Source organism: Mesorhizobium sp. M4B.F.Ca.ET.203.01.1.1, from assembly GCF_004791025.1.
Lineage (GTDB): Bacteria > Pseudomonadota > Alphaproteobacteria > Rhizobiales > Rhizobiaceae > Mesorhizobium > Mesorhizobium abyssinicae.
The window spans coordinates 225,182-240,164 of sequence record NZ_SRUO01000009.1 but is presented as its reverse complement, the minus strand read 5'-3'; the positions used below and the strand labels follow the sequence as shown (position 1 = coordinate 240,164).

Annotated in this window: 15 protein-coding genes and 2 pseudogenes; 12 read left to right on the top strand and 5 right to left on the bottom strand. The window is 64.0% G+C overall.

The genetic code is table 11. From position 1 onward, the window contains the following. From EN846_RS20810 to EN846_RS20800, 3 genes and pseudogenes are all read left to right on the top strand, one after another. Positions 1-102, top strand: a pseudogene (locus EN846_RS20810) (IS110 family transposase); the annotation flags it as partial. Positions 103-445: 343 nt separating this feature from the next. Then, positions 446-2,089 (top strand): glycosyltransferase family 39 protein, encoded by a 1,644-nt coding sequence (locus EN846_RS20805; protein WP_127394216.1) that lies wholly within the window; start codon positions 446-448, stop codon positions 2,087-2,089. Between the two features lie 46 nt (positions 2,090-2,135). Continuing rightward, positions 2,136-2,990 carry a phosphatase PAP2 family protein gene (locus tag EN846_RS20800; protein ID WP_128346857.1) on the top strand — a complete coding sequence of 285 codons (855 nt, stop codon included), beginning with the start codon at positions 2,136-2,138 and terminating at the stop codon, positions 2,988-2,990. A gap of 6 nt (positions 2,991-2,996) precedes the next feature. Here the strand turns inward: EN846_RS20800 and EN846_RS20795 are convergent, their stop codons facing one another. After that, positions 2,997-3,671, bottom strand: coding sequence for an alpha/beta hydrolase (locus EN846_RS20795; RefSeq protein WP_126054872.1), 675 nt, complete (start codon positions 3,669-3,671; stop codon positions 2,997-2,999). A 256-nt stretch (positions 3,672-3,927) separates the two neighbouring features. On the opposite strand from EN846_RS20795, the gene EN846_RS20790 reads away from it, so the two are divergent. The 8 genes from EN846_RS20790 to sufA all read left to right on the top strand — a co-directional run bounded on the left by EN846_RS20790 (position 3,928) and on the right by sufA (position 11,476). Then, complete coding sequence (locus EN846_RS20790; RefSeq protein WP_127392529.1) at positions 3,928-5,088, top strand: cysteine desulfurase family protein; 1,161 nt, start codon at positions 3,928-3,930, stop codon at positions 5,086-5,088. A gap of 188 nt (positions 5,089-5,276) precedes the next feature. Continuing rightward, entirely contained in the window at positions 5,277-6,794 is a 1,518-nt protein-coding gene (gene sufB, locus EN846_RS20785) for a Fe-S cluster assembly protein SufB (protein WP_127311204.1), read from the top strand. Beyond that, positions 6,791-7,072 carry a hypothetical protein gene (locus EN846_RS20780; RefSeq protein WP_127392528.1) on the top strand — a complete coding sequence of 94 codons (282 nt, stop codon included), beginning with the start codon at positions 6,791-6,793 and terminating at the stop codon, positions 7,070-7,072. Before sufB ends, EN846_RS20780 begins: the two co-directional genes overlap by 4 nt. Then, entirely contained in the window at positions 7,065-7,820 is a 756-nt protein-coding gene (gene sufC / locus EN846_RS20775) for a Fe-S cluster assembly ATPase SufC (protein ID WP_127282355.1), read from the top strand. Before EN846_RS20780 ends, sufC begins: the two co-directional genes overlap by 8 nt. 25 nt (positions 7,821-7,845) lie before the next feature. Continuing rightward, positions 7,846-9,114, top strand: coding sequence for a Fe-S cluster assembly protein SufD (gene sufD / locus EN846_RS20770; protein ID WP_127282354.1), 1,269 nt, complete (start codon positions 7,846-7,848; stop codon positions 9,112-9,114). Positions 9,115-9,290: 176 nt separating this feature from the next. Further along, complete coding sequence (locus EN846_RS20765; protein WP_127282353.1) at positions 9,291-10,532, top strand: cysteine desulfurase; 1,242 nt, start codon at positions 9,291-9,293, stop codon at positions 10,530-10,532. Positions 10,533-10,537: 5 nt separating this feature from the next. Next, on the top strand, positions 10,538-10,930 hold the full coding sequence (locus EN846_RS20760) for an SUF system Fe-S cluster assembly protein (RefSeq protein ID WP_127282352.1): 393 nt from the start codon (positions 10,538-10,540) through the stop codon (positions 10,928-10,930). A 165-nt stretch (positions 10,931-11,095) separates the two neighbouring features. Beyond that, the gene (gene sufA / locus EN846_RS20755) at positions 11,096-11,476 is read left to right on the top strand and encodes a Fe-S cluster assembly scaffold SufA (protein ID WP_127311201.1); all 381 of its coding nucleotides are present in this window, start codon (positions 11,096-11,098) and stop codon (positions 11,474-11,476) included. 14 nt (positions 11,477-11,490) lie between these two features. Here sufA and EN846_RS20750 read toward each other — a convergent pair whose 3' ends face one another. Both EN846_RS20750 and EN846_RS20745 read right to left on the bottom strand, forming a co-directional pair. Continuing rightward, a complete protein-coding gene (locus EN846_RS20750; RefSeq protein ID WP_127311200.1) occupies positions 11,491-11,949 on the bottom strand; it encodes a RidA family protein in 459 nt (152 codons plus the stop codon). Between the two features lie 33 nt (positions 11,950-11,982). Further along, positions 11,983-12,476 (bottom strand): annotated as a pseudogene (locus tag EN846_RS20745) (GFA family protein). A gap of 88 nt (positions 12,477-12,564) precedes the next feature. Between EN846_RS20745 and EN846_RS20740 the strand changes: the two are divergent. Next, positions 12,565-12,888: a TfoX/Sxy family protein gene (locus EN846_RS20740; protein WP_127282348.1), complete on the top strand. Its 324-nt coding sequence runs from the start codon at positions 12,565-12,567 to the stop codon at positions 12,886-12,888. A gap of 3 nt (positions 12,889-12,891) precedes the next feature. Here EN846_RS20740 and EN846_RS20735 read toward each other — a convergent pair whose 3' ends face one another. After that, positions 12,892-13,809 carry a pseudouridine-5'-phosphate glycosidase gene (locus tag EN846_RS20735; RefSeq protein WP_128346685.1) on the bottom strand — a complete coding sequence of 306 codons (918 nt, stop codon included), beginning with the start codon at positions 13,807-13,809 and terminating at the stop codon, positions 12,892-12,894. A 40-nt stretch (positions 13,810-13,849) separates the two neighbouring features. Further along, positions 13,850-14,794: a carbohydrate kinase family protein gene (locus tag EN846_RS20730; RefSeq protein WP_135859273.1), complete on the bottom strand. Its 945-nt coding sequence runs from the start codon at positions 14,792-14,794 to the stop codon at positions 13,850-13,852. Between the last annotated feature and the right edge of the window lie 189 nt (positions 14,795-14,983).

Genomic DNA, 14,983 nt, shown 5'->3' with positions numbered 1-14,983 from the left:
GTCGGCAAGCCGAAGATCGTCGCCGTCGTGGCCGTCATGCGAAAGCTGCTGACCATTCTCAACGCCATCATCCGCGACCAAAAACCATGGCAAACAGCTTGACAGCCAAGACAGTCGCTCTCCCCGTATAGTGACGGTGAGAGGGGGCTGTCATCACTGGTTTCGCGACTCGCCAGCGGTGGGAGAAGGGCGCCAACATTGCGGCCAGCCCCTTCTCCCCGTCACTATACGGGGAGAAGTGCCCGGCAGGGCCATGAGGGGCGGCGCCGACTTCGACAGTTGGTGTTCTCAGCCACAAAGTCGGAAACCATCAACTGGATTGAAGCTATTGCCCTGGAGAGAGGGCCACTTCTTGCCTCGTGCCAGTGGCTGGCGTAATGAGGCGCCGCGCCCAGGCGCCGCGACGGGGCACCATCCCGCAAATCGAGATCCGGAAGCTCCCGCGATGAACAGGAACTACATCATCCTCTTTCTGTTCAGCCTGGTGATGACCGTCAGCGGCCTCGCCAGCCTTCCGCCGATCGACCGCGACGAGTCCCGTTTCGTCCAGGCGACCAAGCAGATGGTCGAGACCGGCGACTATGTCGATATCCGTCTGCAGGACGTCACGCGCTACAAGAAGCCGATCGGCATCTACTGGCTGCAGTCGGCGGCGGTCGCGCTGAGCGGCGAGGGGGCAGCCGCGCCGATCTGGGTCTATCGCCTGGTCTCCATGCTGGGTATCGCGCTTGCCGTCGTCGGCATCGGCTGGACGGGCACGAAACTGTTCGGTGCCAATGCCGGTCTCGCCGCCGGCCTGATGATGGCGGCGATCTTCGCCACCGCCTTCGAGGGTCGCGACGCCAAGACCGACGCCATGCTGCTTGCCTGCTGCGTGGCGGCGCAGGGCGCGCTGGCGCAGGTCTATCTCGCCGCGCGCCGCAACGAGCCGGTCGCCGGCCATCTGCCGTGGATCTTCTGGATCGCGCAGGGACTTGGCATCCTCATCAAGGGCCCGGTGGCGCCGCTGTTGTCGCTGCTGACGGCCGCCGCGCTGTTCGCCTTCGATCGCGACTGGCGCTGGCTCCTCAAGCTGAAGATCCTTCGCGGCGTCGCCATCGTGCTCGCTATCGTGCTGCCCTGGATACTTCTGATCAGCTGGAAAAGCGGCGGCGCCTTTTTCCAGGAGGCGGTCGGCAAGGACATGCTGACCAAGGTAGCGCAGGGCGAGGAATCGCATGGTCTGCCGCCCGGCTTCTACATGCTGACCTATTCGCTGTTCATGTGGCCGTTCGGCCTGATCGCGGTCGGCGCCGGGCTGCAGGCGATCAACCGCTTCTGGGATGACCCGCGCCTGCGCTTCTGCCTCGCCTGGTACATCCCGTTCTGGCTGGTCTTCGAGGCGATCCCGACCAAGCTGCCGCACTATGTCATGCCGGCCTATCCCGGCATGGCGCTGCTGATCGGCTGGCTGCTGACATTGAAGCCTGAGGAGGCCGACGCACCGTTGAAGCGCTGGCAAAGCTGGCTGTGGTGGGCGACCGCTTTCGGCCTTGCTGTGGTCAGCATAGGCCTTGCCGTCGTCTGCATCGGCGCGCCGATCTATCTCGCCAGGACGTTTTCGTGGTGGAGCATTCCCTCCGCGCTCGCCGCGCTGGCAGCCGGTTACCTGGCCTTCCCGCGCAAGCTGCAGGTGCCGCTCGGCCGCATCGGTGCCATCGCCATCTGCGCCGGCATCACCTTTTCGCTGCTGTTCGGCGTCATCGCGCCATCGCTGAAGCCGATCTGGCTAAGCCCGGCGATCAAGGTCGCGGTCGACGCCAACCGGCCATGCGACACCACCGTGCTCGCCTCCGCCCAGTACCATGAGCCGAGCCTCGTCTTCCTGGTCGGAACCAGGACCGTGCTCACCGATGTCGACGGCGTCGCGAAGCACCTGCTGGCCGATCCCGCCTGCGCGATTGGACTGGCATCGGTCAAGGACGAGCAGAAGCTGAACGAATTGCTGGCGGTCCAGGGCAAATCGGCAAGCCGTCTTGCCGAGATTGACGGCCTCAACTATTCGTCGGGGGACAAGCTGGCGCTCGGCCTCTACCGGGTGGCCAAGTGAGGAATGGCGTCGGCCCGCGAATGCCCCTATAAGCTCGCGCCCAGCCATGCTCTCTAGCCCGCCCAAGCTTTACCGTCGCTCGCTCGGCAACTTCCTCGACACGATCAGCATCGTGAAGAGGCGCTTTGCTGTGCGTGCGGCACGCTATCCCGAGATTCCATGGCTGGTCTGGCTGTTTGCCTGGCTGCTGCTCGCGATGGTGGTCTTCTTAAGCCTGGACAGCGCCGCCGGCAGGATGCGCGGGATGTGGACGCCGGGCTTCGTCCATTTCACCGACTTCTTCACCGATTTCGGCCTTGGCGGCTGGTACCTCATTCCGGCAGCGCTTTGCCTCGTCGCCGCCAATCTGACGGATTGGCGAAGCCTGTCCAGGCGAACGCGGCTTTTCGTCTACAACTGGACCTGCTTCGCCTTCCTGGTGCTTTGCGCCGTCGGCCTGTCCGGCCTGGCGGTCAATCTGCTGAAATACGGCATCGGCAGGGCGCGGCCGCTTTATTTCACCGATTTCGGGGTGCTGTCGCTGCACCCGTTCGCCATGGATGCGCGCTTCGCCGGCTTTCCCTCCGGCCATGCCACGACGATGGGCGCGGTGTTCGGCGTTCTGTTGCTGCTTTTCCCGAGGCGCTGGTACCTAGCGCTGGCGGTCACGGCCAGCATTGCCTCGACACGCGTATTCGTCGGCGCCCATTATCCGAGCGACACGGTTGCCGGCTTTGGACTGGGGCTGGCTTTCGCGATCGCCACGGGGCTGGTCTTCGCCCGGCTGGGTTTCATCTTCCGCCGGCCGTCGTCGCAACGGCCGGAGCGCAAGAGGACATTCCGGCTGGGATGGCCCAACGCAGCCCGGCGCCGCGAATTGATAGCGAAGCAGAGCGGACGGCTCAGCGCCGACCACCCATAAGACGCTTTATCTCAGCCGCTTCGGCCTCGGATCGGCCAGCTCGCCCGCCAGCCTGCGGTCGAGATAGTCGGCGCATTCCTGCAGCAGAAGGTCGGCGTCATTGGCGAAGAAATGGTTGGCGCCCGGCAAGGTCTTCTGCGTGATGGTGATGCCCTTTTGGGTATGCAGCTTGTCGACCAGCGCCTGCACGTCCTTGGGCGGCGCCACCTTGTCGGCGTCGCCGTGGATGATGAGGCCCGACGACGGGCACGGCGCCAGGAACGAGAAGTCGTAGGTGTTGGGCTGCGGCGCGATCGAGATGAAGCCCTCGATCTCCGGCCGGCGCATCAGCAACTGCATGCCGATCCACGAACCGAACGAATAGCCGGCGACCCAGCAGCTCTTGGAATCCGGATGCAGCGACTGCACCCAGTCCAGCGCCGCCGCCGCGTCCGACAATTCGCCGGTGCCGTGGTCGAACTCGCCCTGACTGCGGCCGATGCCGCGGAAATTGAAGCGAAGCGTGGTGAAATCGCGCTTCTGGAACATGTAGAAGAGGTCGTAGACGATCTTGTTGTTCATCGTGCCGCCGAACTGCGGGTGCGGGTGCAGCACGATGGCGATCGGCGCGCTCTTTTCCTTGGAAGGCTGGTAGCGACCTTCCAGGCGACCGGCCGGACCGGCAAAAATGACCTCAGGCATAAAATACTCCACGTGGCAAACGAACGCGCTCAGCCCGGAACAACTCTTCCGCTGGCCCCAGCTTCTGTGGCCTTGACGCCGGGCAAGCGTCTTCTTAGAAGCTAGTTTAGAATTGTTCAAAACTGGGTGGCCGAAACCCGCTGGCTCGACCGCCCCTTTCCGCAAGCCGCGTAAATAGGACGGCTTGCCTTGCGATTTCAAGGAAATAACGCGCTACCCTTGGCGAATGGCTTTCGACGGGACCAATTGAAGGAAAATGGCCGCAACTCGCGCCTATCTCGACTACAACGCCAGCGCGCCGCTGCTTGAAGAGGCGCGCTCGGCGATGATTGCCGCGCTGGGTGCCGCCAATCCGTCCTCGGTCCACACGGAGGGCCGCGCCGCGCGCCGCCTCATCGAGGACGCAAGGCGCGACGTCGCTGCATTGGTGAATGCCAAGGCCGCGCATGTCGTGTTCACGTCGGGCGCGACCGAAGCCGCTGCGACCCTGCTGACGCCGGACTGGCAGATGGGACGCGGCACCGTCCGCATGAGCCGACTCTATGTCTCGGAGGCAGACCACCCTTGCGTTCTTAATGGTGGACGCTTCCCAGCGGCGCAGATGACCCGCATCGGCGTCGATCGAAATGGAATCGCCGATCTCGATGAACTGGCTGCGGTTCTCGCCGCGCACGACAAGAGCGACGGCCTGCCGCTGGTCGCGATCCATGCCGCCAACAATGAGACCGGCGTTATCCAGCCTGTCGAGCGCATCGCCGAAATCGTCAGGGCGGCGGGTGGCGTGCTGGTGATCGACGCCGTGCAGGCGGCCGGGCGGATTCTGATCGATATGTCAGCCGGTTACGCCGATTATCTTATCCTGTCGTCGCACAAGATCGGCGGCCCCAAGGGCGTCGGCGCCATCGTCGCCGCGGCCGATCTGATGATGCCGAAGCCATTGATCAACGGCGGCGGCCAGGAAAAGGGCCATCGCGCCGGCACCGAAAACCTCCCCGCCGTCGCTGGTTTCGGCGCGGCGGCGCGTCAGGCGCTGGCCGGTCTGCGCGACATCGATTTGGTGGCGCGGCGCCGCGACGAGATCGAGGTCCTGGTAAAAACCCTGGCGCCGGACGCGGAAATCTTCGGAAATGGCGCGCAAAGGCTTGCCAACACGACATTCTTCGCTATTCCCGGCGTCAAAGCCGAGACGGCGCAGATTGCCTTCGATCTCGCCGGCGTGGCGCTGTCGGCAGGGTCGGCCTGTTCGTCGGGCAAGGTCGGGCCGAGCCATGTGCTCAAGGCCATGGGATTTGGCGACAGCCTGGGTGCCTTGCGCGTGTCCATCGGCCACGCGACGGCGGTCGAGGATATCGAGCTGTTCCGCGCAGCACTCGCCGGCATTGCCGGGCGTCGTGCCGGCGGCGAAAAGGCCGCCTGAGCGCGACGAAAGGGAATTCGGGCCTCCGGGCCTGGTAGAGCCGTGCGTTTCAATTGGCCGGGTGAATTCCCGGTCGGGACGCACTATATGGAACTTACGCCGCCCCGGCCCGCCCATGCGTGGCCAACTGGTGGTGCCATAGTTTGAAAACTGTCGGGCCTTGACCCCGGCGTGGATGGAGAACGCTTATGCCTGCTGTGCAGGAGACGATCGATCGGGTTCGAAAGATCGACGTCGACCAGTATAAATACGGATTCCAGACAGAGATCGCGATGGACAAGGCCCCCAAGGGCCTGAGCGAAGACATCATTCGCTTCATCTCTGAAAAGAAGGGCGAGCCGGACTGGATGCTGGAATGGCGTCTGGAGGCCTATCGCCGCTGGCTGACCTTGGAAGAGCCGACCTGGGCGCGCGTCGACTATCCCAAGATCGACTTCCAGGACATTTATTACTACGCGGCGCCGAAGAGCACCCCTGGTCCGACCTCGCTCAGCGAAGTCGATCCCGAGATCCTCAAGGTTTACGAGAAGCTCGGCATCCCGCTGAAGGAGCAGGAGATTCTCGCCGGCGTGCAGAAGACGGATGCCTCGGAGCTCGAGGAAGCCAACGACAATGTCTACAAGTCGGGCCGCGTGGCAGTCGACGCCGTGTTCGATTCCGTCTCCGTCGTCACCACCTTCAAGAAGGAACTAGCCGAGGCCGGCGTCATCTTCTGCTCGATCTCGGAAGCGATCCGGGAGCATCCGGAACTGGTGAAGAAGTATCTCGGCTCGGTCGTGCCGACCTCGGATAATTTCTACGCCACGTTGAACTCGGCCGTGTTCACCGACGGGTCCTTCGTCTTCGTGCCCAAGGGCGTGCGCTGCCCAATGGAGCTCTCGACCTATTTCCGCATCAACGAGAAGAACACCGGCCAGTTCGAGCGCACGCTGATCATCGCCGAGGAGGGGGCTTATGTCTCCTACCTCGAAGGCTGCACGGCGCCGCAGCGCGACGAGAACCAACTGCACGCAGCGGTCGTCGAGCTGGTCGCGCTCGACGATGCCGAGATCAAATATTCGACGGTGCAGAACTGGTACCCCGGCGACGCCGAGGGCAAGGGCGGCATCTACAATTTCGTCACCAAGCGCGGCGACTGCCGCGGCGACCGCTCGAAGATCTCGTGGACGCAGGTCGAGACCGGTTCGGCCATCACCTGGAAATATCCGAGCTGCATCCTGCGCGGCGACGATTCCAGCGGCGAGTTCTATTCGATCGCGGTCTCGAACGGCTACCAGCAGGTCGATAGCGGCACCAAGATGATCCATCTCGGCAAGAACACGTCGAGCCGCATCATCTCCAAGGGCATCGCCGCCGGCTTCTCGCAGAACACCTATCGCGGCCAGGTCTCGGCGCACCGCAAGGCGACCAACGCCCGCAACTTCACCAACTGCGACTCGCTTCTGATCGGCGACCAGTGCGGCGCACACACTGTGCCGTACATGGAAGCCAAGAACTCGACGGCCCAGTTCGAGCACGAGGCGACGACGTCGAAGATCTCCGAGGACCAGAAGTTCTACGTCATGCAGCGTGGCATCCCCGAGGAAGAGGCGATCGCGTTGATCGTCAACGGCTTCGTCAAGGACGTCATCCAGCAGCTGCCGATGGAATTCGCCGTCGAGGCGCAGAAGCTGATTGGCATCTCGCTGGAAGGCAGCGTGGGTTGATCGGGAAGTTCGTCGAGCGGATCAAGGGCTTAATAGTCGTCGTTCTGATGCTCTTGTTGACGCTGGCTATTGGCGGTGCCGTGGTGGCCCTGATAGGCGCAATATTTGGTTTGAGTTCGGTGAAGCATGTTGGTGGTTCGATTGCCTTCCTTGGAGCAGTTGGGTTTTTTGGCTGGATGTTCGTTACCGGCGATCTTGCGGGCGCACTTCTAGGGAGATCCCGGCAAGGACCGGGCGACGAGAACAACAAGAACGCGAAAGTAGACAAGAATGCTTGAAATCAGAAACCTCCATGCCCGCATCGTCGATGACGGCACCGAGATCATCCGCGGGCTGAACCTGACGGTGCAAGCCGGCGAGGTCGCCGCCATCATGGGCCCGAACGGGTCCGGCAAGTCGACATTGTCCTATATCCTCGCCGGGCGCGAGGACTATGAGGTCACCGAGGGTGACATCCTCTACAACGGCCAGTCGATCCTCGAAATGGACCCGGCCGAGCGCGCCACCGCCGGCATCTTCCTCGCTTTCCAGTATCCGATGGAGATACCGGGCGTCGCGACCATGGAATTTCTGAAAGTGGCGATGAACGAGCAGCGCAAGGCGCGCGGCGAGGAGCCGCTGAAGATCCCGGAATTCTTGAAGCGCGTGAAGGACGCCGCCGCCTCGCTCAACATGGACATGGCGATGCTGAAGCGGCCGCTCAATGTCGGCTTCTCCGGCGGCGAGAAGAAGCGGGCCGAGATCCTGCAGATGAAGCTGCTCGAGCCAAAGCTCTGCGTGCTCGACGAGACCGATTCCGGCCTCGACATCGACGCGCTGAAGATTGTCTCCGATGGCGTCAACGCGCTGCGTTCGCCGGAGCGCGCCATCGTCGTCATCACCCACTACCAGCGCCTGCTGGAGCACATCGTGCCGGACTCGGTGCACGTGCTCTACAAGGGCCAGGTGATCAAGTCTGGCGACAAGTCGCTGGCGCTCGACCTCGAGGCCAATGGCTATGCCGGCGTGATCGGCGAAGCCGCGTGAGATGCGAGCAGGCGAGGCGAGAGCGATGAACATGCACGCACAGCCCCAGCGGACCCTGGCCGAAACGGCGCTGATCGATGCCTTCGGCGAGCGGCTTTCGCTGCTGCCGGGCGACGGCGCGGTGATGACCAAGCGCGACGACGCGATCGAGGCGATCAAGCATGGCCTGCCGACGCGGCGCGTCGAATCCTGGCACTATACCGACCTGCGCCGGCTGCTGACTTCAGTGCCGGCCTTCGAGGCCGAAGGTGCGGTGAAGGCGCTTGAGCCGGTCTTCGAGGGTTCGGCCGTGCTGCCGGTGCTGAACGGCGTCTCGAATGGGAAACTTCCCGAGATCGATGGCGTCACGGTACAGCGCCTGTTGGAGAAGCTGACCGATGGCAGCGTGGCGCCCGGGCTCGACCCCTATGGCACCGATGACGCGATCGGCGCGCTGAACACCGCCTTTGTCGCCGATGGCTATTTCGTCGACATCGCCGACGGCGCCGAACTGGCAAAGCCGATCGAGCTGCAGAACCTGCAATCCGGCGGCCAAGCGCATGTACGGCTTCTGACGCGCGTCGGCGCCGGCGCCAGGGCGACCATCGTCGAACGCCAGTCTGGCGAGGGCGCTGGCCTCGCCAGCTCCGTCAGCCAGCTCGTGCTCGGCGACGGCGCCGAGGTGACCTGGCTGATCGTGCAGGAGCAATCCGATGCCGCCACGCATCTTGCCCAGTTCAAGGCGCATATCGGCAAGGACGCGAAACTGACGCTGTTCGTTATGAATGCCGGCGGCAGGCTGGTGCGCCAGGAGGTCGTGGTGCGCACGACCGGCGAGGGCGCCGATTTCAAATTGCGCGGCATCAACCTTCTGGCCGGCGACACCCATACCGACACCACCATGGTGCTCGACCATGCCGTGCCGCACACCACCTCGACGGAAGTGATCCGCAACGTGGTGACCGGCAAGGCGCGCGGCGTCTTCCAGGGCCGCATCAACGTGCATCAATATGCGCAGAAGACCAACGCCAAGATGGCCTGCAACACGCTGCTGCTGTCGGATGACGGAGAGTTCTCGACCAAGCCCGAGCTCGAGATCTTCGCCGACGACGTCGTTTGCGGCCATGGGGCGACCGTCACCGAGATCGACCACGACCATCTGTTCTACCTGATGGCGCGCGGCATCGACGAGAAGAGCGCGCGCGGTCTGCTGGTCAAGGCCTTCGTCGCCGAAGTGATCGAGGAACTGGAAGACGAGGCGCTCGTCGAAGCGCTGGAAGCGCGGCTCGACGAGTGGTTTTTGACGCACGGGTGAAGTGGTCGAGGCGGGGCCTCGACCACTACCCCTCATCCGGCCGCTTCGCGGCCACCTTCTCCCACAAGGGGAGAAGGAAGAGTGCCAGACCTTCTCCCCCTGTGGGAGAAGGTGGATCGGCGCGAAGCGCCGAGACGGATGAGGGGTGGGTGAAGGAATGAGGCTTTGAACTTGTGATGGACCAGAAAGTCGAATCCACCCCCTACGACGTCGAGGCCATCCGCCGCGATTTCCCGATCCTGTCGCGCGAAGTCTACGGCAAGCCGCTGGTCTATCTCGACAATGGCGCCTCGGCGCAGAAGCCTAAAGCCGTGCTCGACGCCATCCAGCACGCCTATAGCCAGGAATACGCCAACGTCCATCGCGGCCTGCATTTCCTGTCGAATGCCGCGACCGACGCCTATGAGAGCGCGCGGAAGTCAGTGCAGAGGTTTCTGAACGCGCCGAGCACCGACAACATCGTCTTCACCTCCAACACCACCGCGGCGATCAACACGGTCGCGTATGGCTATGGCATGCCCAACATCGGCGAGGGCGACGAGATCGTGCTGTCGATCATGGAGCACCACTCCAACATCGTGCCGTGGCATTTCATCCGCGAGAGGCAGGGTGCCAAGCTGGTCTGGGTGCCGGTCGACGATCTCGGCGCGTTCCACATCGAGGAATTCGAAAAGCGGCTGACTGCGCGCACAAAACTCGTCGCCATCACGCAGATGTCGAATGCGCTGGGCACGGTGACTCCGATCAAGGAGATCGTGCGCATCGCGCATGCGCGTGGCATTCCCGTGCTCGTGGACGGCAGCCAGAGCGCGGTCCATATGCCGATCGACGTGCAGGACCTCGACTGCGATTTCTTCGTCTTCACCGGCCACAAGGTCTACGGCCCGTCCGGCATCGGCGTGCTTTACGGCAAGAAGGACATTCTCGCCGGCATGCGCCCGTTCATGGGCGGCGGCGAGATGATCGAGGAAGTGACCGAGGACATCGTCACCTACAACGAGCCGCCGCATCGTTTCGAGGCCGGCACGCCGCCGATCGTGCAGGCCATTGGCCTCGGGGCCGCGCTTGAATATATGGAAAAGGTCGGCCGCGATCGCATCGCCGCGCATGAGGCGGACCTCAAGGATTACGCGCACGAACGGCTGCGCGCCATCAATTCGCTGCGCATCTTCGGCGACGCGCCGGGCAAGGGCGCCATCATCTCGTTCGAATTGCAGGGCATACATGCCCATGACGTGTCGATGGTGATCGACCGGCAGGGCGTCGCGGTCCGTGCCGGCACCCATTGCGCCCAGCCGCTGTTGAAACGCTTCGGCGTGACCTCCACATGCAGGGCATCGTTCGGCATGTATAATACCAGGGCCGAAGTCGACGCTTTGGCCGAGGCGCTGGAAAAGGCGCGAAAGTTCTTCGGGTGACGACCATGGAAGATGCCAGCACCACCGCAGAGACAGCTCCGGATACGGCCGCGAACGGCGTGGTTTCGGCTTCGACGATTCCCGCCGATGAGCTGGCGCGGCTGACCGACGATATCGTCTCGGCGCTGAAGACAGTCTACGACCCGGAAATCCCCGCCGACATCTACGAGCTCGGCCTCGTCTACAAGATCGACATCGAGGACGACCGCTCGGTCAAGATCGACATGACCCTGACCGCGCCGGGCTGCCCGGTGGCAGGCGAGATGCCGGGCTGGGTCGAGAACGCCGTCGGCGCTGTGGAAGGTGTCTCCGGCGTCGAGGTAAGCATGGTCTTCGATCCGCCATGGACGCCCGACCGCATGTCGGAAGAGGCGCAGGTCGCGGTCGGCTGGTACTAGATGTGTTGACGCAATTCCGGACGGAAAACCGCTACGCACTTTTCCTGGAATTGCTCTGGCATCGGCTTGAAAAGATTGGATGACTTGCAGCGAAGGCGAAAGTTCACCATCTTAAGGGCAGACTCATTCCGCGGGCCTTGAACCCGCGCGAACGTGGAGAATGACATGGGACGCTTCGCCGTCATCACGATGACCGAAAAGGCCGCCGACCGGGTGCGCGAGATCGTCGCCACGCGTGACAACGCGCACGGCATCCGCCTCGGCATCAAGAAGGGCGGCTGCGCCGGCATGGAATACACGGTCGACCTGGTGACCGAGCCCAACACCAAGGACGATCATATCGAGCGCGACGGCGCCCATGTCTATGTCGCGCCGGAAGCAGCGCTCTTCCTGTTCGGCACCGAGATGGATTTCGAGCAGACGACGCTGCGCACCGGCTTCACCTTCAAGAACCCGAACCAGAGCTCGGCCTGCGGCTGCGGCGAATCCGTCGAGCTGAAGCCTGCCGATCTGAAAGCGCTGGCCGAAGCGCGCTCTTCGGCCTGATCGGCCTGCCGTGCTCAGTCCGGCAGCGCGGCGACGACAACAAGCTCGATGACCAGGTCAGGTTGTGCCAGCGCGACAACGCCGATCACCTCCGATGGCGGCGGGTTGTTGTAGCTGCAGTGCTTAGGGCAATGTTCGGCGAAAAATTCGTCCATCACGTCCATGCGGAAATTGGGTGAGCTGAGGACGCCGCCGGTCGGAAACGGCCCCTTGACGTAAAACGTCACCTTGACCAGGTGGTCGAGCGAACTGCCCAGTTCCTCCAGATCGGACTTGATGTTGGCGAGGATTGCGCGCCACTGCGCGGCAGGGTCGCCAATGGCGCCTCCCTGGTGTTTCGACGGATCGTAGTCGTCGACCGTGGCCGTGTTGCCGCACAGAAACACATAGCCTTTGGCGTCGGTGACGACGGTGCCCTTGCCCCACGGCATCAGCCGGTCGCCTTTGAATTTCTTGTGCGTAGTCAGGTTCATTGTTGCCTCCTGTCGGATAGGCAATGCCTCTTCCTAATCCACCCACATGCCCGTGCGCTTGTGCCAATCGGCTATCGATTCTTCGGGATAGACGTCGAACACCTTGTCTTTCCTGCCGACCACCGGCTCGACCCAGCTCGCCTTGTATTTCAGCATCAGATGCACCTTTTCCGGCGGCATCGGCAGCTCGCTGTCGATCGCCGAGGCGAAGGGATGCACCAGATCCGGCCAGGTCGGGTCGTAGAGCCAGAGCGCCGAACCGCATTTGCGGCAGAAATTGCGCTCGCCGGTAGAAATCTCGCAATGCGGATGCTCGTTTCGATCTCGGCCTGGTAGACGCCGAGGCTGCGCTTGCCCCTGATGTTCAGCGTCTCGTAGTCGGCGCCGAGATTGATGGCGAAACCGCCGCCGCCCTGCTGCTTGCGGCAGATCGAGCAGTAGCAGAGCATGAACGGTACCGGCGTGTGGCTTTCCACTTCGAAGCGGACGGCATTGCACCGGCAGGATCCTTTCAGCAGCAGCGGCATGGCAAACTCCCGTGGCTGGTCCTCAACTTGTCAGCATGGTTTTGGTTGCGGCGATGACAGGATCAGGCCGCGATGCCATGATCGCAGCATGGACAATGAACGCATAGAGGAGTTGTTCGAGAGCCTCGGCCCGATCAGCATCAGAAAACTGTTCGGCGGCAAGGGCATCTATTGCGACGGCGTCATCGTCGCCATCGTGCTGCGCGGCGAGCTGAAGCTGAAGGCCGACGAGCAAAGCGTGGCCGATTTCGAGGCCGCCGGCTGCCAGCAGTGGACCTACACCGGCTCCAGGCATGGCAAGCTGGTTGCGATGCCCTATTGGAGTGTTCCCGACAGCGCCTTCGACGACCCCGACGAGATGGCGGTCTGGGCGCGCCGCGCCTATGAGGCGGGGCTGCGGGCGGGCAAGTAGACGCTACAGCGCCTTGGCGATCCTGGCCGCCAGCCGCGCATTGTTCTCGACCAGAGCGATGTTGGTCTTGAGGCTGCGGCCGCCGGTCAGTTCGAGGATTTTCGACAGCAGGAACGGCGTCACCGCCTTGCCGGTGACGCTGAGCGCCTCCGCCGCCTTCTGCGCCGCCTGGATGTAGCCGTCCATCTCCTTGGCCGGGATCTCCGCGTTCTCCGGCACCGGGTTGGCGATCAGTATGCCGCCGCCGAGGCCCAGCGCCTGCCGTGTCCGGTAGAAATGCGCAATGTCCTCCGGCACATGCAAGGTGAGCGGGGCGCGGAACGGCGAATGCCTGGACCAGAACGCAGGCATCGTCTCGCAGCCATGGCCGACGACCGGCACGCCGCGCGTCTCCAGCACTTCCAGCGTCTTTTCGATGTCGAGGATTGCCTTGGCGCCGGCCGACACCACGATGACCGGCGTGCGCGCCAGCTCGTCGAGGTCGGCCGAGATGTCAAAGCTCTTTTCAGCGCCCTTGTGCACGCCGCCGATGCCGCCGGTGGCGAACACCTTTATCCCCGCCATATGCGCGGCGATCATCGTCGCGGCGACGGTGGTGCCGCCGGTGCGCGCCTGCGCGACGGCAAAGCCGAGATCGGCGCGCGACAGTTTCATGGCGTCGCCGGTCATCGCCAGCGATTCGCGCTCGCCGTCGGACAGGCCGATTTTGATGCGGCCGGCGACCACCGCGATCGTTGCCGGTACCGCGCCATTGTCCAGGATGATCTTCTCGACATTGGCGGCCATGGCGCCGTTGTCCGGATAGGGCATGCCATGGGTGATGATGGTGCTTTCCAGCGCCACCACCGGCCGTCCGGCGGCGAGCGCCTCCGCCACCGGCGGATGGATGTCGATGAAGGGGCGGGCGGTTTCGGGCGTCATGATGGTCTCCAATCCGGGGCGCGCGGCGCTCCGGCCGCCCTCATGCCACTTCCAGCGCCCCCGGCACAAGGGCCAGCATTTGCGCGAAGTTGGCGGCGCTGAAGGCGGGCACCGCCTCGGTGCTTTCGATGGCCAGGATGGAGGCGGCAATGCCTTCGCGCAGGGCCGCGCGCAGCGGCAGGCCATTGAGCAGAGCGGCGACCGTCGCGCCGGTCAGCGCATCGCCGGCGCCGGTGACGTCGGCGATCCTACGCGGGGCGGGCGGGGCGATGGAGAACAGGCCCTCGCCGTCGAAGCCGAGCACCGGCGCGCCGCCCGCCGTCACCACGCCGCTCCCGAGCCCGGCGCGCCGCAGCCCGCCGACCAGATCGTGGCCATTCGCATCGTCGCCCAGGCCGGCGAGGGCGCCGGCCTCGCGCCGGTTCATGAACAGCACGGCCAGGCTGCCCAGCACCGGCATCAGCCGCACCACCTTGGCCGGCGAGATGGCGATGGCGAAGACCGGCTTGCCGGCGGCTTGCGCCACCAGCCGTTCCAGCGCCGCGGACGGCAGGTTCGCGTCGCATAGGAGGGCATCGGCGGAAGCGATCGCCTCGCGCACCTTGGCGCGGCGGATCTGCTTGGGGAAGGCGAGGTCGTAGAGCGCCATGTCGGCAAAGCCGACTATCAGCTCGCCGTCGCGGTCGATCAGCGCCGTGTAGCTCGGCGTCGTGCGGTCGAGGAACACCGCCGACAGGTCGGCGATGCCGGCGCTCGCGATCGCCGTCGACACAGTCTCGGCCGCGGCGTCGCCGCCGCGCATCGACAGCAGCGAGGCCGAGACACCGCGCCTGACCAAACTGCGCAACGCGTTGAAGACGCCGCCGCCGACATCCTCGCGCATGGTGCCGGGGTTCGAGGCAGCCGGCACGTAAGGGCCTGACACCTGGCCCCGCCGGTCGATATGGGCGCCGCCCACGGCAAGGATGTTGGGGGACTTCACCATCGTGGCGTCGATACCTTTGTTGATTGTCCGGCCGCGCACACTAGGTTTCTCCGCGCCGCCCCGCAATCAACGCCGCGATTCGGGCCGGCCGGACAATGGAATCCCGCATGGCCGATTGGAAGACGCCCCCGCTGTGTGTTGTGGGACATAAATAGAACAGATCAAGATATTGATTGTTTTTCAGCAACT